This is a genomic window from Pantoea sp. RIT-PI-b (genome assembly GCF_001187905.1).
Classification (GTDB): domain Bacteria; phylum Pseudomonadota; class Gammaproteobacteria; order Enterobacterales; family Enterobacteriaceae; genus Pantoea; species Pantoea nemavictus.
Genome location: NZ_LGIS01000025.1, coordinates 99,677 through 118,668, shown reverse-complemented (window position 1 = coordinate 118,668; position 18,992 = coordinate 99,677). Strand labels below are relative to the sequence as shown.

19 protein-coding genes are annotated in these 18,992 nt (G+C 54.3%); 18 read left to right on the top strand and 1 reads right to left on the bottom strand.

Annotation, left to right across the window (positions count from 1 at the left end; translation table 11 throughout):
• Positions 1 to 121 precede the first annotated feature (121 nt).
• The 17 genes from atpI (at position 122) to AC790_RS15955 (ending at position 16,710) form a co-directional block, all read left to right on the top strand.
• A complete protein-coding gene (atpI, locus tag AC790_RS16035) occupies positions 122 to 502 on the top strand; it encodes a F0F1 ATP synthase subunit I (RefSeq protein ID WP_007893609.1) in 381 nt (126 codons plus the stop codon).
• An 8-nt stretch (positions 503 to 510) separates the two neighbouring features.
• The gene (atpB, locus tag AC790_RS16030) at positions 511 to 1,329 is read left to right on the top strand and encodes a F0F1 ATP synthase subunit A (protein ID WP_007893608.1); all 819 of its coding nucleotides are present in this window, start codon (positions 511 to 513) and stop codon (positions 1,327 to 1,329) included.
• 49 nt (positions 1,330 to 1,378) lie between these two features.
• Entirely contained in the window at positions 1,379 to 1,618 is a 240-nt protein-coding gene (gene atpE / locus AC790_RS16025) for a F0F1 ATP synthase subunit C (RefSeq protein WP_003849523.1), read from the top strand.
• Between the two features lie 107 nt (positions 1,619 to 1,725).
• Positions 1,726 to 2,196: a F0F1 ATP synthase subunit B gene (atpF, locus tag AC790_RS16020; protein ID WP_007893603.1), complete on the top strand. Its 471-nt coding sequence runs from the start codon at positions 1,726 to 1,728 to the stop codon at positions 2,194 to 2,196.
• Positions 2,197 to 2,210: 14 nt separating this feature from the next.
• Positions 2,211 to 2,744 (top strand): F0F1 ATP synthase subunit delta, encoded by a 534-nt coding sequence (atpH, locus tag AC790_RS16015; protein ID WP_007893600.1) that lies wholly within the window; start codon positions 2,211 to 2,213, stop codon positions 2,742 to 2,744.
• A 14-nt stretch (positions 2,745 to 2,758) separates the two neighbouring features.
• The gene (atpA, locus tag AC790_RS16010) at positions 2,759 to 4,300 is read left to right on the top strand and encodes a F0F1 ATP synthase subunit alpha (protein WP_007893598.1); all 1,542 of its coding nucleotides are present in this window, start codon (positions 2,759 to 2,761) and stop codon (positions 4,298 to 4,300) included.
• A 52-nt stretch (positions 4,301 to 4,352) separates the two neighbouring features.
• A complete protein-coding gene (gene atpG, locus AC790_RS16005) occupies positions 4,353 to 5,219 on the top strand; it encodes a F0F1 ATP synthase subunit gamma (protein WP_007893596.1) in 867 nt (288 codons plus the stop codon).
• A gap of 63 nt (positions 5,220 to 5,282) precedes the next feature.
• A complete protein-coding gene (gene atpD / locus AC790_RS16000; RefSeq protein ID WP_007893594.1) occupies positions 5,283 to 6,680 on the top strand; it encodes a F0F1 ATP synthase subunit beta in 1,398 nt (465 codons plus the stop codon).
• Positions 6,681 to 6,704: 24 nt separating this feature from the next.
• A complete protein-coding gene (locus AC790_RS15995; RefSeq protein WP_007893591.1) occupies positions 6,705 to 7,124 on the top strand; it encodes a F0F1 ATP synthase subunit epsilon in 420 nt (139 codons plus the stop codon).
• Between the two features lie 163 nt (positions 7,125 to 7,287).
• Positions 7,288 to 8,658: a bifunctional UDP-N-acetylglucosamine diphosphorylase/glucosamine-1-phosphate N-acetyltransferase GlmU gene (gene glmU, locus AC790_RS15990; RefSeq protein ID WP_049852410.1), complete on the top strand. Its 1,371-nt coding sequence runs from the start codon at positions 7,288 to 7,290 to the stop codon at positions 8,656 to 8,658.
• A 142-nt stretch (positions 8,659 to 8,800) separates the two neighbouring features.
• Positions 8,801 to 10,630, top strand: a complete 1,830-nt coding sequence (glmS, locus tag AC790_RS15985) for a glutamine--fructose-6-phosphate transaminase (isomerizing) (protein ID WP_007893588.1) — start codon at positions 8,801 to 8,803, stop codon at positions 10,628 to 10,630.
• A gap of 176 nt (positions 10,631 to 10,806) precedes the next feature.
• The gene (gene pstS / locus AC790_RS15980) at positions 10,807 to 11,850 is read left to right on the top strand and encodes a phosphate ABC transporter substrate-binding protein PstS (protein ID WP_049852409.1); all 1,044 of its coding nucleotides are present in this window, start codon (positions 10,807 to 10,809) and stop codon (positions 11,848 to 11,850) included.
• An 89-nt stretch (positions 11,851 to 11,939) separates the two neighbouring features.
• Positions 11,940 to 12,902 carry a phosphate ABC transporter permease PstC gene (gene pstC / locus AC790_RS15975; RefSeq protein WP_049852408.1) on the top strand — a complete coding sequence of 321 codons (963 nt, stop codon included), beginning with the start codon at positions 11,940 to 11,942 and terminating at the stop codon, positions 12,900 to 12,902.
• Complete coding sequence (gene pstA, locus AC790_RS15970; protein ID WP_049852407.1) at positions 12,899 to 13,786, top strand: phosphate ABC transporter permease PstA; 888 nt, start codon at positions 12,899 to 12,901, stop codon at positions 13,784 to 13,786. Before pstC ends, pstA begins: the two co-directional genes overlap by 4 nt.
• 43 nt (positions 13,787 to 13,829) lie before the next feature.
• Positions 13,830 to 14,603 (top strand): phosphate ABC transporter ATP-binding protein PstB, encoded by a 774-nt coding sequence (gene pstB / locus AC790_RS15965; protein ID WP_007893584.1) that lies wholly within the window; start codon positions 13,830 to 13,832, stop codon positions 14,601 to 14,603.
• Positions 14,604 to 14,617: 14 nt separating this feature from the next.
• On the top strand, positions 14,618 to 15,352 hold the full coding sequence (phoU, locus tag AC790_RS15960) for a phosphate signaling complex protein PhoU (protein WP_007893583.1): 735 nt from the start codon (positions 14,618 to 14,620) through the stop codon (positions 15,350 to 15,352).
• A gap of 119 nt (positions 15,353 to 15,471) precedes the next feature.
• Positions 15,472 to 16,710, top strand: a complete 1,239-nt coding sequence (locus tag AC790_RS15955; RefSeq protein WP_007893577.1) for an MFS transporter — start codon at positions 15,472 to 15,474, stop codon at positions 16,708 to 16,710.
• Positions 16,711 to 16,857: 147 nt separating this feature from the next.
• Here AC790_RS15955 and yieH read toward each other — a convergent pair whose 3' ends face one another.
• Entirely contained in the window at positions 16,858 to 17,520 is a 663-nt protein-coding gene (gene yieH / locus AC790_RS15950) for a 6-phosphogluconate phosphatase (RefSeq protein WP_049852406.1), read from the bottom strand.
• Between the two features lie 152 nt (positions 17,521 to 17,672).
• Here yieH and AC790_RS15945 point away from each other — a divergent pair, with 152 nt between their 5' ends.
• Complete coding sequence (locus AC790_RS15945) at positions 17,673 to 18,986, top strand: NCS2 family permease (protein ID WP_049852405.1); 1,314 nt, start codon at positions 17,673 to 17,675, stop codon at positions 18,984 to 18,986.
• Positions 18,987 to 18,992: the final 6 nt, after the last annotated feature.

The window sequence follows — 18,992 nt, the reverse complement described above, 5'->3', positions numbered from 1 at the left end:
GATTGAAATCGCAGGTGGCGCCCGTATAATTTGCACGGCTTTTGCTGCTTGACTCAAATGAGTAAAGGCAGTCTTATACGACACGCGACATACCCCGTTCGGGGCAGGAGAGTTCAGCGTCATGTCAGTGTCTCTTTACAGTGTGAAATTAGCCCGGGCCGTGCTGATCATTCAGCTGGTGACCTTTGTCATCATCGGTGCGCTCTTTACCCTGAAAGAGGTCACCTGGGGCGCCTCCGCCATCGCCGGTGGAGTGGCAGCCTGGCTGCCGAACGTGTTGTTTATGTTTTTAGCCTGGCGCCTGCAGGATCAAACGCCTGCGAAAGGCCGTGTTGCCTGGAGCTTCGCCCTGGGGGAAGTGTTCAAGGTGTTTACAACGGTCATTTTTCTCGCGGTGGCGTTGGGTGTGTTTGGAGCGGTCTTCTGGCCACTCGCAATCACGTGGTTATCGGTGCTGGTGGTGCAGATCGTCGCTCCGGCTGTAATTAACAACAAAGGGTAAGAGGCATCATGGCTGCTGGAGAAATCTCTACTCCGCAAGAATACATAGGTCACCATCTGAATAATCTTCAGTTGGACCTGCGTACTTTCGAGTTGGTGAATCCGCACGACGCTCCTGCGACGTTCTGGGTATTAAATATCGATTCCATGTTTTTCTCTGTGGTGCTGGGACTTATTTTCCTGGTGTTGTTCCGCAAAGTGGCCAAAAGCGCTACCAGCGGTGTTCCAGGGAAATTACAAGCGGCTATCGAACTGGTTGTCGGCTTCGTTGATAACAACGTGCGCGACATGTACCACGGTAAAAGCAAACTTATCGCCCCGCTGGCTCTGACGATTTTCGTCTGGGTCTTCCTGATGAACTTCATGGATCTGCTGCCTATCGATTTGCTGCCGTTTATCGGCGAGCACTATTTAGGCCTGCCGGCGCTGCGCGTCGTGCCGTCTGCAGACGTGAACATCACGCTGTCTATGGCGCTGGGCGTATTTATTTTGATTCTGTTCTACAGCATCAAAATGAAAGGCATTGGCGGCTTCACCAAAGAGTTGACGCTGCAGCCTTTTAATCACCCGATCTTCATCCCCATTAACCTGATTCTTGAAGGTGTTAGCCTGCTGTCCAAGCCTGTTTCACTGGGTCTGCGACTGTTCGGTAACATGTATGCGGGTGAGCTGATCTTTATCCTGATTGCCGGCTTGCTGCCGTGGTGGTCGCAGTGGTTGTTGAATGTGCCTTGGGCCATTTTCCACATCCTGATCATTTCGCTGCAGGCTTTCATTTTCATGGTCCTCACGATCGTCTATCTGTCGATGGCATCTGAAGAACATTGATTTTTATCTCAACACTTAAGCTTTTAACTGAAACAAACTGGAGACTGTCATGGAAAACCTGAATATGGATCTGCTGTACATGGCTGCCGCTGTGATGATGGGCCTGGCGGCAATCGGTGCTGCGATCGGTATCGGCATCCTCGGAGGTAAATTCCTGGAAGGCGCCGCGCGTCAACCGGATCTGATCCCTCTGCTGCGTACGCAGTTCTTTGTTGTAATGGGTCTGGTGGATGCTATCCCGATGATCGCTGTAGGTCTGGGTCTCTACGTGATGTTTGCTGTCGCTTAAACCTGGTAGCCTTGTTCACTCATGGCACCTGGTGTGATGAGGGACGGATTCTGCCGTTTATCTCTGATCGCGGCAGAGCAAGTTAACTTAATAAGAGGCATTGTGCTGTGAACATTAATGCAACAATCCTCGGCCAGGCCATCGCGTTCATTCTGTTTGTCGCGTTCTGCATGAAGTACGTATGGCCGCCGATTATGGCTGCCATCGAGAAGCGCCAGAAAGAAATTGCTGAAGGCCTTGCTTCTGCTGAGCGCGCGAAGAAAGATTTAGATCTCGCGCAGGCCAATGCGACCGACCAGCTGAAAAAAGCCAAAGAAGACGCTCAGGTCATTATCGAGCAGGCGAACAAACGCCGTGCCCAGATTCTGGACGAAGCCAAAACTGAAGCTGAGACTGAACGTAACCGCATCGTGGCACAGGCGCAGGCAGAAATTGATGCCGAGCGTTCGCGTGCCCGTGAAGAGCTGCGTAAGCAAGTCGCGTTGCTGGCATTAGCTGGCGCCGAGAAAATCATCGAACGTTCCGTGGATGAAGCTGCTAACAGCGACATCGTTGATAAACTGGTCGCTGAACTGTAAGGAGGGAGGGGCTGATGTCTGATCTTATTACTGTAGCTCGCCCCTACGCCAAAGCAGCTTTTGACTTTGCTGTTGAGCATCAAAGCATCGATCGCTGGCAATCAATGCTGGCGTTTGCCGCAGAAGTGGCTCGCAACGAACAGATCGCAGATCTTCTTTCCGGTGCGCTTGCACCGGAAGCGTTATCTGCTTCTTTCATTGCAGTTTGTGGCGATCAACTTGATGAAAACGCCCAGAACCTGATTAAGGTGATGGCCGAAAACGGACGTTTGACAGCGCTTCCAGCGGTACTGGCTCAGTACATTCAACTGCGTGACGCTCATGAAGCGACAGCGGAAGTTGATGTGATTTCTGCCAGCACGCTGAGTGACAGTCAGCTGACTAAAATCAGCGCCGCGATGGAAAAACGTCTGTCACGTAAAGTTAAGCTGAATTGCAAAATTGATAAGTCTGTAATGGCAGGTGTGGTTATCCGTGCGGGTGACCTGGTCATTGATGGCAGCGTACGCGGCCGTCTTGATCGTCTGGCAGACGTCTTGCAGTCTTAAGGGGACTGGAGCATATGCAACTGAATTCCACCGAAATCAGCGAACTGATCAAGCAGCGCATTGCTCAGTTCAATGTCGTGAGTGAAGCTCACAACGAAGGTACTATTGTTTCTGTAAGTGACGGTATCATCCGCGTACACGGCCTGGCCGATGTTATGCAGGGTGAGATGATTGCCCTGCCGGGCAACCGTTACGCTATCGCACTGAACCTCGAGCGTGACTCGGTTGGTGCAGTAGTGATGGGCCCGTATGCTGACCTCGCGGAAGGCATGAAAGTTAAATGTACGGGTCGTATTTTAGAAGTTCCAGTTGGCCGCGGCCTGCTGGGTCGTGTGGTGAACACCCTGGGTGCACCGATCGACGGTAAAGGCGCAATCGAAAACGACGGCTTCTCGCCTGTTGAAGTGATTGCACCGGGCGTTATCGACCGTCAGTCAGTAGACCAGCCTGTTCAGACCGGTTACAAATCTGTCGATGCGATGATTCCAATCGGCCGTGGCCAGCGTGAGCTGATCATCGGTGACCGTCAGACCGGTAAAACCGCAATGGCAATCGACGCCATCATTAACCAGCGTGATTCAGGCATCAAGTGTGTCTACGTTGCGATTGGCCAGAAAGCGTCAACCATTTCTAACGTCGTTCGCAAACTGGAAGAGCACGGCGCGCTGGCTAACACCATCGTCGTTGTCGCTTCTGCTTCTGAATCTGCAGCACTGCAGTACCTGTCACCGTACGCCGGTTGTGCGATGGGTGAGTACTTCCGTGACCGCGGTGAAGATGCACTGATCGTATACGATGACCTGTCTAAGCAGGCTGTTGCTTACCGTCAGATTTCTCTGCTGCTGCGCCGTCCACCAGGTCGTGAAGCTTTCCCTGGCGACGTGTTCTATCTCCACTCTCGTCTGCTGGAGCGTGCATCACGCGTTAGCGCTGACTACGTTGAGCGCTTCACCAACGGTGAAGTGAAAGGCCAGACCGGTTCATTGACCGCACTGCCAATCATCGAAACTCAGGCGGGTGACGTTTCCGCGTTCGTTCCGACCAACGTAATCTCGATTACCGATGGTCAGATCTTCCTGGAATCGAACCTGTTCAACTCCGGTATTCGTCCAGCCGTTAACCCGGGTATCTCTGTATCCCGTGTTGGTGGTGCTGCACAGACCAAGATCATCAAGAAACTGTCCGGTGGTATCCGTACCGCGCTGGCACAGTATCGTGAACTGGCTGCGTTCTCTCAGTTCGCTTCCGATCTGGACGATGCAACACGTAAACAGCTGAGCCACGGTCAGAAAGTGACCGAGCTGCTGAAACAGAAACAGTATGCGCCGATGTCAGTCGCGCAGCAGGGTCTGGTGCTGTTTGCTGCTGAGCGCGGCTATCTGAACGATGTTGACCTGGCGAAAGTCGGCAGCTTCGAAGCCGCTCTGCTGGCGTTCGCGGATCGCGATCACGCTGAGCTGATGGCTGAAATCAACCAAGCGGGTAACTTCAATAACGAAATCGAAGAGAAGCTGAAAGGCCTCCTCGAAACGTTTAAAGCAACCCAGTCCTGGTAATGTCTGGCGGCTTGTCTGAAAAGGCAGGCCGCAAGGCTTTGAGGAGAAGCTAATGGCCGGCGCAAAAGAAATACGTAGTAAGATCGGAAGCGTAAAAAATACGCAGAAGATCACCAAAGCGATGGAAATGGTCGCCGCCTCCAAAATGCGTAAAACGCAGGAACGCATGGCGGCCAGCCGTCCGTATGCAGATACCATGCGCAAAGTGATTGGTCACCTTGCTCTGGGTAATCTGGAATACAAGCACCCTTACCTGGATGAGCGTGACGTTAAGCGCGTCGGCTACCTGGTCGTTTCGACTGACCGCGGGCTTTGTGGTGGTTTGAACATTAACCTGTTCAAAAAATTGCTGGCAGATATGAAGGGCTGGGCTGATAAAGGTGTGCAGAGCGATCTGGCCGTTATTGGTTCTAAAGGCAATTCATTCTTCGGCTCTGTAGGTGGCAACATCGTGGCACAAGTCACCGGTATGGGCGATAAGCCTGCACTGTCTGATTTGATCGGCCCGGTAAAAGTGATGTTGCAGGCCTATGATGAAGGTCGCATCGACAAGCTGTATATCGTTGCCAACAAGTTTAATAACACCATGTCTCAGACTCCGACCATTACCCAACTGCTGCCGTTACCGCCAGCGGAAGGTGAAGAAGAGATGAAGGCGAAGACCTGGGATTACCTGTACGAACCCGATCCGAAAGCGCTGCTGGATACCCTGCTGCGCCGTTATGTCGAATCGCAGGTTTATCAGGGTGTGGTGGAAAACCTGGCCAGTGAGCAGGCCGCACGTATGGTTGCGATGAAAGCTGCAACCGATAACGGCGGAAACCTGATCAAAGAGCTGCAGTTGGTTTACAACAAAGCTCGTCAGGCCAGCATCACCCAGGAACTTACCGAGATCGTCTCGGGAGCCTCCGCGGTTTAACCAGGCATATATCCTGTCGCGCGAGCGCGGCTGGGTATTTTCGTATTAGGTAGAGGATTCAAGATGGCAGCTGGAAAGATTGTCCAGATTATCGGCGCCGTAGTTGACGTCGAATTCCCTCAGGACGCGGTACCGCAGGTATACAGCGCTCTCGAGGTGAAAAATGGTGATGCTCGTCTGGTGCTGGAAGTTCAGCAGCAGCTGGGTGGTGGCGTGGTTCGTACCATTGCCATGGGTACTTCTGACGGCCTGAAGCGCGGTCTGGAAGTTACCGACCTGAAAAAACCTATCCAGGTTCCGGTTGGTAAAGCAACCCTCGGCCGTATCATGAACGTATTGGGTGAGCCAATCGACATGAAAGGCGACCTGCAGAATGACGATGGCAGCGCATTAGAGGTTTCCTCTATTCACCGCGCAGCACCTTCATATGAAGATCAGTCTAACTCGCAGGAACTGCTGGAAACCGGCATCAAGGTTATCGACCTGATGTGTCCGTTCGCTAAGGGCGGTAAAGTCGGTCTGTTCGGTGGTGCGGGTGTAGGTAAAACCGTAAACATGATGGAGCTGATCCGTAACATCGCGGCTGAGCACTCAGGTTATTCGGTCTTTGCTGGTGTGGGTGAGCGTACTCGTGAGGGTAACGACTTCTACCACGAAATGACTGACTCCAACGTTATCGATAAAGTAGCGCTGGTGTATGGCCAGATGAACGAGCCGCCGGGTAACCGTCTGCGCGTAGCACTGACCGGTTTGACCATGGCGGAAAAATTCCGTGATGAAGGCCGTGACGTTCTGCTGTTCATCGACAACATCTATCGTTACACCCTGGCCGGTACTGAAGTATCAGCACTGTTGGGTCGTATGCCATCTGCGGTAGGTTATCAGCCGACGCTGGCAGAAGAGATGGGTGTGTTGCAGGAGCGTATTACCTCCACCAAGACCGGTTCAATCACCTCTGTACAGGCCGTTTACGTTCCTGCGGATGACTTGACTGACCCGTCACCAGCAACCACCTTTGCTCACTTAGACTCAACCGTTACGCTGAGCCGTCAGATCGCCTCTCTGGGTATCTACCCAGCCGTTGACCCGCTGGATTCTACCAGCCGTCAGCTGGATCCACTGATCGTGGGTCAGGAGCACTATGACGTTGCGCGTGGCGTGCAGTCTCTGCTGCAGCGTTACCAGGAACTGAAAGACATCATCGCCATCCTCGGTATGGACGAGCTGTCTGAAGAAGACAAACTGTTGGTGGCACGTGCGCGTAAGATTCAGCGCTTCCTGTCTCAGCCGTTCTTCGTTGCTGAAGTCTTCACCGGTTCTCCAGGTAAATACGTTACCCTGAAAGACACCATCCGTGGCTTCAAAGGCATCATGGAAGGCGAATTCGACCACCTGCCAGAACAGGCGTTCTACATGGTCGGCGCTATCGAAGAAGCCGTAGAAAAAGCGAAGAAACTGTAATTTCGGTTTCCCAGGAGGAATGGTATGGCTATGACTTATCATCTGGACGTGGTCAGCGCGGAGCAACAAATGTTCTCCGGTCTGGTTCAGCGCATCCAGGTGTCAGGTAGCGAAGGTGAGCTGGGTATTCGTCCTGGCCACGCCCCGCTGCTGACAGCCATCAAGCCTGGTATGATTCACATCGTGAAACAGCACGGCGAAGAGGAGTATATCTACCTCTCTGGCGGCGTGCTGGAAGTACAACCTGGCAGCACCACCGTTCTGGCTGACACCGCGATTCGCGGTGAAGACCTTGACGAAGCGCGCGCGCAGGAAGCGAAACGTAAAGCGGAAGAGCACATGAACAGCAGCCACGGCGACGTGGACTATGCTCAGGCTTCTGCGGAGCTGGCGAAAGCCATCGCGAAACTGCGTGTTATCGAGCTGACCAAAAAAGCGATGTAATCAGGCTTTATGCGTCACGAAATGCCAGCCCTTTGGGCTGGCATTTTTTTTGCCTGGCGTTTGCTGCAGCGCGATGACACCCGCTAATTTCGACCTGAGAAAAATGTAGTAATCTCAGGGTTAAACCTTACACTTTCGAAAGTTGAAGAGAATCAGGATAGTTATGTCTACGAACGCGATGAGTGTGGTGATCCTGGCCGCTGGCAAAGGCACCCGAATGTATTCCGACCTGCCTAAAGTTCTGCACACCCTTGCAGGAAAACCGATGGTCCAGCACGTGATTGATGCCGCAACAGGTTTGGGCGCACAGCAGATCCATCTGGTTTATGGCCATGGCGGTGATTTACTGCAATCAACATTGGCGGAGAACGCACTTAATTGGGTGTTGCAGGCAGAACAGCTCGGCACCGGCCATGCGATGCAGCAGGCGGCCCCTTTCTTTGCTGATGACGAAGATATCCTGATGTTGTACGGCGATGTGCCACTGATCTCGCAGGCCAGCTTGCAACGTCTGCGTGACGCTAAACCGGCTGGTGGCATTGGTTTACTCACCGTCGTTTTGGATAACCCCACCGGTTACGGTCGCATCGTGCGTGAAAACGGCACGGTGACTGGCATTATCGAGCAGAAAGATGCATCGGCAGAACAGCTAAAAATCCAGGAAATCAACACTGGCATCCTGATTGCCAACGGCGGCGATCTCAAGCGCTGGCTGGCGCAGCTCAACAACAACAATGCGCAGGGCGAATTCTATATCACCGATATCATCGCCATGGCGCATCGTGAAGGCCGGGTGATCAATGCGGTGCACCCGGCGCGTATCAGTGAAACCGATGGGGTAAATAATCGCCTGCAGCTGGCAACACTTGAGCGCGTTTATCAAAGCGAGCAGGCAGAAAGGCTGCTGCTGGCGGGTGTGATGCTGCGCGATCCGGCACGTTTCGATCTGCGCGGCTCGCTGCAGCATGGGCGTGATGTTGAGATCGATACCAACGTGATCATCGAAGGCGAGGTCACGCTTGGCAACCGCGTCAAAATTGGCGCAGGCTGCATCATCAAAAACAGCGTGATTGCGGACGACTGTGAAATCAGCCCCTATTCGGTACTCGAAGATGCCACCTTAGCCGCTGCCTGTACGGTTGGACCTTTCGCGCGTCTGCGTCCGGGCAGCGAGTTGGCTGAAGCAGCCCACGTCGGCAACTTCGTTGAGATGAAGAAAGCCATGCTGGGTAAAGGCTCCAAAGCCGGTCATCTCTCCTACCTTGGCGATGCGGAAATTGGCGCGGGCGTGAATATTGGCGCCGGCACCATTACCTGCAATTACGATGGCGCCAACAAATCCAAAACCATCATCGGCGACAACGTGTTTATCGGTTCAGATACACAGCTGGTGGCACCTGTCAGCGTGGCGAGCGGCGCGACTATTGCCGCCGGCACCACCATAATGAAAGATGTGACAGCCGCTGACCTGGTCTATAACCGTAAAGAGCAGAATCAGAAGTCTGGCTGGCAGCGTCCGGTAAAGAAAAAATAAATTTTAAGGGCCGACAATGATCGGCCCATTAGCAGTGCCATAACTATATCCCCTTCTCTACAAGGCTCGGGGAACCGGCAACGCCGGAAATCAGGTCGTATGACAACGCAATGGCCAAAAGCCATGAAGTCAGGAAATTACTATGTGTGGAATTGTTGGTGCAGTAGCGCAGCGTGACATCGCAGAAATTCTGCTGGAAGGTTTGCGTCGTCTTGAGTATCGCGGTTATGACTCTGCCGGTCTGGCAGTGGTTGATCGACAGGGGCACATGACGCGCCTGCGTCGTCTGGGCAAAGTGCAAAATCTGGCGGAAGCGGCAGAACAACAGCCGCTGATTGGTGGCACCGGCATCGCCCACACGCGTTGGGCGACCCACGGTGAGCCGTCAGAGGCCAATGCGCATCCGCATGTTTCTGAGCACATCATCATCGTGCACAACGGCATCATTGAGAACCATGAGCCGCTGCGCGCCCAGTTGCTTGAGCGCGGCTATCATTTTGCCTCAGAAACTGACACTGAAGTGGTGGCACATTTGGTGCATTGGGAGCAGAAGCAGGGCGGCACGTTGCGTGAAGTGGTATTGCGCGTGATCCCGCAACTGCGTGGCGCTTATGGCATGGTGATCATGGACAGCCGCGATCCATCGCTGCTGGTGGCGGCGCGTTCCGGTAGCCCGCTGGTGATTGGCCGTGGCGTGGGTGAAAACTTTATCGCTTCCGATCAACTGGCCTTACTGCCGGTGACGCGCCGCTTCGTTTATCTGGAAGAGGGCGATATCGCGGAGATCACCCGCCGCGAAATCACTATCATCGATCGTGAAGGCAAGCCCGCTAAGCGTGCTGAAATCGAATCGACCGCACAGTACGATGCCGGTGATAAAGGCATCTATCGTCACTACATGCAGAAAGAGATTTACGAGCAGCCAAATGCGATTAAAAACACCTTAACCGGACGTTTTAATCACGGTGAAGTCGATCTCAGCGAGCTGGGCGCTGATGCCGAGAAGCTGCTGAGCCAGGTCGAACACATTCAGATCATTGCCTGCGGCACCTCATACAACTCTGGCATGGTGTCGCGCTACTGGTTTGAATCGCTGGCCAACCTGCCTTGTGATGTGGAGATCGCCTCAGAATTCCGCTATCGCAAATCCGCGGTACGCAAAAATAGCCTGCTGATCACGCTGTCACAATCGGGCGAAACCGCCGATACGCTGGCCGCGCTGCGTCTGTCGAAAGAGCTGGGTTATCTCGGTTCGCTGGCGATCTGTAACGTGGCTGGTTCATCGCTGGTGCGTGAGTCAGATTTGGCGCTGATGACCAAAGCCGGCACCGAAATTGGTGTTGCTTCGACCAAAGCCTTCACCACGCAGCTGGCGGTGTTGCTGATGCTGGTGGCGAAACTCGGTCGTCTGCACGGCATGAAAGCCGAAACCGAGCACGAAATTGTGCATGCGCTGCAGGCATTGCCAAGCCGTATCGAGCAGATGCTGGCGCAGGATAAAGTGATTGAAAGTCTGGCGGAGGGTTTCTCGGATAAACATCACGCGCTGTTCCTTGGGCGTGGCGATCAGTATCCCATCGCCATGGAAGGTGCGCTGAAGCTAAAAGAGATCTCCTATATCCACGCCGAAGCCTATGCGGCAGGCGAGCTGAAGCATGGCCCGCTGGCGTTGATTGATGCGGATATGCCGGTAATCGTGGTGGCGCCAAACAACGAACTGCTGGAAAAGCTGAAATCCAACATTGAAGAGGTACGCGCGCGCGGCGGTTTGCTGTATGTGTTTGCCGATCAGGATGCCGGTTTCAGCGACAGCGAGGGCATGAAAATCATCTCACTGCCACACGTAGAAGAGGTGATTGCACCGATCTTCTACACCGTGCCGTTACAGCTGCTTTCCTATCACGTAGCGCTAATTAAAGGCACCGATGTAGACCAGCCGCGTAACCTGGCAAAATCGGTTACCGTAGAGTAATCAGTCATCAGAGTGGGCCCGCAACGGGCCCGCTTCATTTCCGCATGCTGTCATATAACTGTCACATTTCGTACATTTCACTGTCATCAAACTGTCCTATTTTCCCTCCAGCAGCAATCACTAACTCCTACTAAAAAGGCATTGAGCCTGATTTTTTTAAATCCCCTGGAGGGAACATGACACTGATGCGTAGCACCGTAGCCCGAATCCTCGCCGCCACCTTCGCAGTAAGCGCGGTCTCTGCTTTTGCAGCAACCGATCTGACGGGCGCAGGCGGGACATTCCCGGCACCGGTTTATGCCAAGTGGGCAGCCGAGTATCAGCAAGCCACCGGTAGCAAAATCAACTATCAGGGTATTGGTTCTTCAGGCGGCGTGAAGCAAATCATCGCGAAAACCGTCGATTTCGGTGCGTCAGATGCGCCAATGAAAGAAGAAGATCTGCAGAAAAATGGCCTGTTCCAGTTCCCTACCGTCATCGGTGGTGTGGTGCTGGCGGTTAACATCCCAGGTGTGAAATCAGGTGAATTGACTCTCGACGGTAAAACCGTGGGTGATATCTACCTCGGCACCATTAAAAAGTGGAACGACCCGGCGATCACTAAACTGAACCCAGGCGTGAAACTGCCAGATTCCAACATTAACGTGGTCCGCCGCGCTGACGGTTCCGGTACTTCATTCGTCTTCACCAGCTACCTGGCGAAAGTGAACGAAGAGTGGAACAGCAAAATTGGTAAAGGTAACACCGTTAACTGGCCAACCGGTCTGGGCGGCAAGGGTAACGACGGCGTAGCCGCTTTCGTACAGCGTCTGCCGGGTTCGATTGGCTACGTAGAGTACGCTTACGCCAAGCAGAACAACCTGACCTACACCAAACTGGTTGATGCCGACGGTAAAGCGGTAGCACCAAGCGAAGAGAGCTTTGCTAACGCGGCGAAAGGCGCAGACTGGAGCAAAACCTTTGCTCAGGATCTCACCTTCCAGAAAGGCAACGATGCATGGCCAATCACCTCAACCACCTTCATCCTGATTTATAAAGATCAGGCTAACGCTGAGAAAGGTAGCGAAGTGCTGAAGTTCTTCGACTGGGCTTACAAAGGTGGCAGCAAAACCGCAACCGACCTGGATTACGCAGCGCTGCCAGAAAGCGTCGCTAACCAGATTCGTGCAGCATGGAAAGCCAACATTAAAGATAGCTCCGGTAAAGCGCTGTACCAGTAACCGATTTACCTGGCCAGCCGAGACGGTTGGCCAACCCCAATGGGCGGCATGCGTGCTGCCCTGACATCCTCCTGAGAACAGAGAATTCTATGGCTGCCACTAAGCCGACGTTCAAAGCCCCCGGTAAACAAGGCGACATGATTTTCGGCGCGCTGGTTAAGCTGTCCGCGCTTATCGTGTTGCTGTTGATGGGTGGCATTATCGTCTCCCTGATTTTCTCCTCCTGGCCTAGCATCCAAAAATTTGGTTTCTCCTTCCTGTGGAATAAAACCTGGGATGCGCCGAACGAACAATTTGGTGCGCTGGTACCGATTTACGGCACCCTCGTCACCTCGATTATTGCCCTGATCATTGCCGTGCCGGTGAGCTTCGGCATTGCGCTGTTTCTGACGGAACTGGCGCCGGGCTGGCTGCGTCGCCCGCTGGGCACCGCCATTGAGCTGCTGGCAGCGATCCCGAGCATTGTTTACGGCATGTGGGGCCTGTTTGTTTTTGCCCCGTTGTTCGCCGAATATTTCCAGACGCCGGTTGGCAATGTGATGTCGAATATCCCGATTGTCGGCACGCTGTTCTCTGGCCCGGCTTTTGGTATCGGTATCCTGGCGGCGGGCGTGATTCTCGCCATCATGATCATTCCGTACATCGCCTCGGTGATGCGTGACGTGTTTGAGCAGACGCCGGTAATGATGAAAGAGTCGGCTTACGGTATCGGCTGCACCACGTGGGAAGTGATCTGGCGCATCGTACTGCCGTTCACCAAAAACGGTGTGATCGGCGGCGTTATGCTCGGCCTGGGGCGCGCTTTGGGTGAAACCATGGCGGTAACCTTCATCATCGGGAACACCTACCAGCTCGACAGCCCATCGCTGTTTATGCCGGGCAACAGTATTACCTCCGCGCTGGCCAACGAATTTGCTGAAGCGGAATCCGGCGTGCACGTAGCGGCACTGATGGAGCTGGGTCTGATTCTGTTCGTGATTACCTTTATCGTGCTGGCGATCTCCAAACTGATGATCCTGCGACTGGCGAAGAGTGAAGGAGCCCGTTCATGACCGTTATTGAAGTGCAGGCTCGCGCTGAGCTGGAAGCATCGCGCCGCAAAATGCAGGCGTGGCGCAGTACCAAAAACAAAATTGCCCTGACGCTATCGCTGCTGACCATGGCTTTCGGCCTGTTTTGGCTGGTGTGGATTCTGTTCACTACCGTAACGCGCGGTGTCGATGGTTTGAGCTGGTCGCTGTTTACCGAATCGACTCCGCCACCCAATACTGCCGGTGGTGGTTTGGCCAACGCCTTAGTCGGCAGTGGCTTACTGATTTTCTGGTCGACGATCATCGGAACGCCGCTCGGCATCATGGCCGGGATTTATCTGGCGGAATATGGCCGTAAACACTGGCTGGCAGAAGTGATTCGCTTCATCAACGATATCTTGCTGTCCGCACCCTCGATTGTGGTGGGTCTGTTCGTCTACACCATCGTGGTGGCGCAGATGCAGCACTTTTCCGGCTGGGCCGGCGTGGTGGCGCTGGCGCTGTTGCAGATACCGATTGTGATTCGTACCTCCGAGAACATGCTGCGTCTGGTGCCAGACAGCATGCGTGAAGCGGCTTATGCGCTGGGTACGCCGAAGTGGAAGATGATTTCAGCCATTACGCTGAAAGCCTCGGTTTCCGGCATCATCACCGGTGTGCTGTTGGCTGTGGCGCGTATCGCCGGTGAAACCGCTCCGCTGCTGTTCACTGCGCTGTCGAACCAGTTCTGGAGCACCGACATGATGCAGCCGATCGCGAACCTGCCGGTCACCATCTTTAAATTCGCCATGAGCCCGTTTGCCGAATGGCAAAGCCTGGCGTGGGCGGGTGTGCTGATTATTACAGTGTGCGTGCTGCTGCTGAACATTGCGGCGCGTGTGATTTTCGCCAAGGGCAAACACTAATTTCCCGGCGCGGCTTCGGCGGCGCTGCTTATGAGAGACGAGAATGAGTAACGTGACTTCATCAGCCGGTAAAATTCAGGTCCGTAATCTGAACTTCTATTACGGTAAGTTTCACGCGCTGAAAAACATCAACCTGGATATCACTAAAAACCAGGTCACCGCGTTTATCGGCCCATCAGGCTGCGGTAAATCCACGCTGCTGCGCACCTTCAACAAAATGTACTCGCTCTATCCCGAGCAGCGTGCAGAAGGTGACATCCTGCTGGATGGCGATAACATTCTGGCATCTAATCAGGATATCGCCCTGCTGCGCGCGCGCGTTGGCATGGTATTCCAGAAGCCGACGCCGTTCCCGATGTCGATTTACGACAACATCGCCTTCGGCGTACGTCTGTTTGAAAAGCTGTCGCGCGCCGATATGGACGAGCGCGTGCAGTGGGCGCTGACCAAAGCGGCGCTATGGAATGAAACCAAAGACAAGCTGCATCAGAGCGGTTACAGTCTTTCCGGCGGTCAGCAGCAGCGTTTGTGTATCGCTCGCGGTATCGCGATTCGTCCGGAAGTCCTGTTACTGGATGAGCCGTGTTCAGCGCTCGATCCCATCTCAACCGGCCGTATCGAAGAGCTGATCACCGAGCTGAAGCAGGATTACACCGTGGTAATCGTGACCCACAACATGCAGCAGGCCGCGCGTTGTTCTGATCACACCGCTTTTATGTATCTGGGCGAGCTGATTGAGTTTAGCGATACCGATACTTTGTTCACTAAGCCCGCACAGAAGCAGACCGAAGATTACATCACCGGTCGTTACGGCTGATTCAGGAGACGCACATGGATAATTTAAATCTGAACAAACACATCTCCGGTCAGTTTAATGCGGAGCTGGAGCACATTCGCACGCAAGTGATGATTATGGGCGGCATGGTTGAGAAGCAGCTGATGGATGCCATCACCGCGATGCATAACCAGGATGGCGAGCTGGCGCGTCACGTGATCGACGGCGACCAGAAGGTCAACATGATGGAAGTGGAGATTGATGAAGCCTGCGTGCGCATCATCGCCAAACGTCAGCCTACCGCCAGCGACTTGCGCCTGGTGATGGCGATCATCAAAACCATTTCAGAGCTGGAACGCATTGGCGATGTGGCGGAGAAAATCAGCCGCACCGCGCTGGAGAAATTCAGCCAGCAGCATCTGCCGCTGCTGGTAAGCCTCGAAGCGCTCGGTCATCACACCGTACAGATGCTGCATGACGTGCTGGATGCGTTTGCGCGCATGGATCTCAACGAAGCCATCAAAATCTACCGTGAAGACAAGAAGGTAGATAAAGAGTATGAAGGCATCGTGCGTCAGCTGATGACCTATATGATGGAAGATCCGCGTACCATTCCCAGCGTGCTGACCGCGCTGTTCTGCGCGCGCGCCATCGAGCGTATCGGTGATCGCTGCCAGAACATCTGCGAAATTATTTTCTATTTCGTCAAAGGTCAGGATTTCCGTCATGTGGGCGGCGACAAGCTGGATGAACTGCTGTCGGGTGACGACGGTAGCAATAAACCCTCTTGATTATCGCTTTGGCGACCCGTTGCCACTGTGGCTAACGGGCCGCCTGCTTAAATTCTGCCTGTTCTCAATGATTCCCTCTCTTTATACTTGGCGCACTTTTTTCTGCAAGGTGCTGCCGCATGTCCTCCCCAACTCCTACAAAACAAGCCATAACGCCGGCGAAAGCCATGGTGGCTGCCATCAGCGGCTATGCGATGGACGGATTCGATCTGCTGATACTCGGCTTTATGCTGCCGGCGATCAGCGTCTCGCTGGCACTCGATCCTTCTCAGGCGGGTTCCCTGGTGACCTGGACACTGATCGGTGCGGTGATCGGCGGCATTGTATTTGGTCATCTGAGCGATCGTTATGGCCGCATCCGTATTCTCACCATAACCATTTTGATGTTCTCGGTATTCACCGGTCTGTGCGCCGTGGCGCAGGGTTATTGGGACTTGCTGGCGTACCGTACGTTGGCAGGCGTGGGGTTGGGCGGCGAGTTCGGCATCGGCATGGCGCTGATTGCCGAAGCCTGGCCGAAAGAGAAGCGCAACCGCGCCTCGGCATGGGTTGGCATTGGCTGGCAGCTTGGTGTGCTGCTGGCGGCCTTTATCACGCCGCCGCTGCTGAGCGTGATTGGCTGGCGCGGCATGTTCCTCGTCGGGTTGCTGCCGGCGCTGGTCTCGTTTGTGATTCGTCGCAGCATGGGCGAGCCGGAAGGCTTTACCCGCCACGTTGAGAAAACGCCGCAGCTCTCTTTCGCTGCGCGTATTAAATTGCTGTTCGCCGATCGCGCGACCAGCAAAGCCAGTCTGGGGATATTCATCCTTTGCTCAGTGCAAAACTTTGGTTATTACGGGCTGATGATCTGGATGCCAAGCTATCTCTCCTCCAACTTCGGTTTCAGCCTGACCAAATCTGGCTTGTGGACCGCGGTGACGGTGGTGGGCATGACGTTCGGTATCTGGCTGTTTGGCGTACTGGCCGATCGCTTCGCGCGCTGGAAAATCTTCCTGCTGTACCAGTTCGGCGCGGTGGTGATGGTGGTGGTGTACGCACAGCTACGCGATCCAACGGTGATGCTGTTTACTGGCGCGCTGATGGGGATGTTTGTGAACGGTATGATTGGCGGCTACGGCGCGCTGATTTCAGATACCTTCCCGCCGCAAGCACGTGCGACAGCACAGAACGTGTTGTTTAATCTTGGGCGTGGCGTGGGTGGTTTTGGTCCGCTGGTGATTGGTTTGCTGGCCACCAACATCTCTTTCACCGCCGCGATTACGCTGCTGGCGCTGATTTATCTGCTGGATATCGTTGCCACGCTGTTCCTGCTGCCGAAGAAGCAGAGCAACGAGGATTCGCTGGGGGCGATTGGCTGATTTGGATTGTGCTGGCTGTCCCCCACCTCAGTCCTCCCCCACGAGTGGGGGAGGATGATGCTGCTATAGGGTAGTTGGGGAGTTGCATGTGGCAGCGTCTCCTTCCCCCACTCGTGGGGGAAGGCCGGGATGGGGGACAGCCAGCACCTATCCCACCAAATCCCACCCACGTGCGCGCCACAGATCCGGCAACTGCGCCATATCATCAAAGCGCGTCACCAGCGGATGATCTAACTCGGGATTGTGCGCATCGGCGCAGTAGTAAAACACCGGAATCCCGGCGGCGATTCCCGCACGTGCGCCCGCCTCTGAATCATCTACCAGAATGCATTGCTCAATCGGCACCTGCATCTGCTCGGCCGCGTGATACATCAGCTCCGGATCGGGCTTCCAGTGGTTAATGTCATAACCGCTGTACAATTTCCCCTCCAGATACGGCAGCATGCCGGTTAATCCCAGCGAATGTTGCATCTTCTTTACCGTGCCGTTCGAAACCACGCACATTGGCACTTTTACGCGCTCCACCAGCGCTTTGGCACCGTCAATCGGCTTTAAATCGAGATCGAACAGTCGCGCCACTTCGGCGCGATAGGCGGTTTCCACCTCTTCAAGCGGCAACTCAACCTGATGTTCTGCCGCTACGTCGCGGATGATGTCGTAGAGCTTCACCCCTTTATATTGCTCAAACATCTGCTGCAGCGAGAGTTCAATACCGTAGCGGGCAAAGGTGTTGACGTAAGATTGCGTACAGATTACTTCGCTGTCGACCAGCGTGCCGTCGCAATCAAAAAAAATACATTCAACCGACATCGCACATCATCCTTTTGTTAAACAATAAGCTGACACTCTAGCGTACTGAGCGCAGAAAGCGACCCTGAGCAACCGGTTGCGAATAATCAGTGTTTTGCCGCGCCAAACTCTATACGATACGCGGCGATAAATTTTTTCATCGGAACAGTGAAATGAATAATCAGGGTCTTTTGCAGCGCATCTTCAAACTGCAGGAACACGGCACCACCGTGCGTACAGAAGTGATCGCCGGGTGCACCACTTTCCTGACGATGGTCTACATCGTCTTTGTTAACCCGCAAATTCTTGGTGTGGCGGGCATGGATACCCAGGCTGTCTTTGTGACTACCTGCTTAATTGCCGCGTTCGGCAGCATCCTGATGGGGCTGGTGGCGAATCTGCCGGTGGCATTGGCGCCGGCGATGGGCCTCAATGCCTTCTTCGCCTTTGTAGTGGTCGGTGCAATGGGCTACTCGTGGCAGATTGGCATGGGCGCGATTTTCTGGGGCGCACTGGGTCTACTGATCCTCACGCTGCTGCGCGTGCGTTACTGGATGATTGCGAATATTCCGCTGAGCCTGCGCGTGGGCATCACCGCCGGTATTGGCCTGTTTATCGCCATGATGGGGCTGAAAAATGCCGGCATCATCGTGCCGAACGCCGATACTATCGTTGCCGTCGGCAATCTGACCTCGCACAGCGTGCTGCTCGGTGCGCTTGGCTTCTTTATCATCGCTATTCTGGCTTCGCGTAACATTCATGCGGCGGTGCTGGTGTCGATTGTGGTGACCACCGCGCTAGGCCTGATAATTGGCGATGTGAAATTCAGCGGCGTGTTTGCGCCGCCGCCTGCTATCACCTCCGTAGTGGGCCAGGTCGATATCAAAGGCGCGTTCAACATTGGTATGGCTGGTGTGATCTTCTCCTTTATGTTGGTTAACTTGTTCGACTCATCCGGCACGTTGATTGGCGTGACGGATAAAGCCGGACTAACCGATGAGAAAGGCACTTTCCCGCGCATGAAGCAGGCGCTGTATGTCGATAGCATTAGTTCCGTCACCGGTTCACTGATCGGCACCTCTTCTGTTACCGCTTATATTGAAAGTTCGTCCGGCGTGGCGATCGGCGGACGTACTGGCTTGATGGCGGTGATTACCGGGATTCTTTTCCTGCTGGTGATGTTCCTGTCACCGCTGGCCGCGATGGTGCCATCCTATGCGGCGGCGGGTGCGCTGATTTACGTTGGCGTGCTGATGACGGCATCGCTATCTCGCGTGCAGTGGGACGACCTCACCGAAGCGGTTCCGGCGTTTGTCACTGCCGCGATGATGCCTTTTAGCTTCTCGATCACCGAAGGCATCGCGCTGGGCTTTATCTCTTACTGCGTGATGAAAGTAGGTACCGGCCGCTGGCGTGAAATCAGCCCATGCGTGGTGGTGGTTGCTCTGCTGTTCGTGCTGAAAATCGTCTTTATCGACGCCCACTAAACCAAT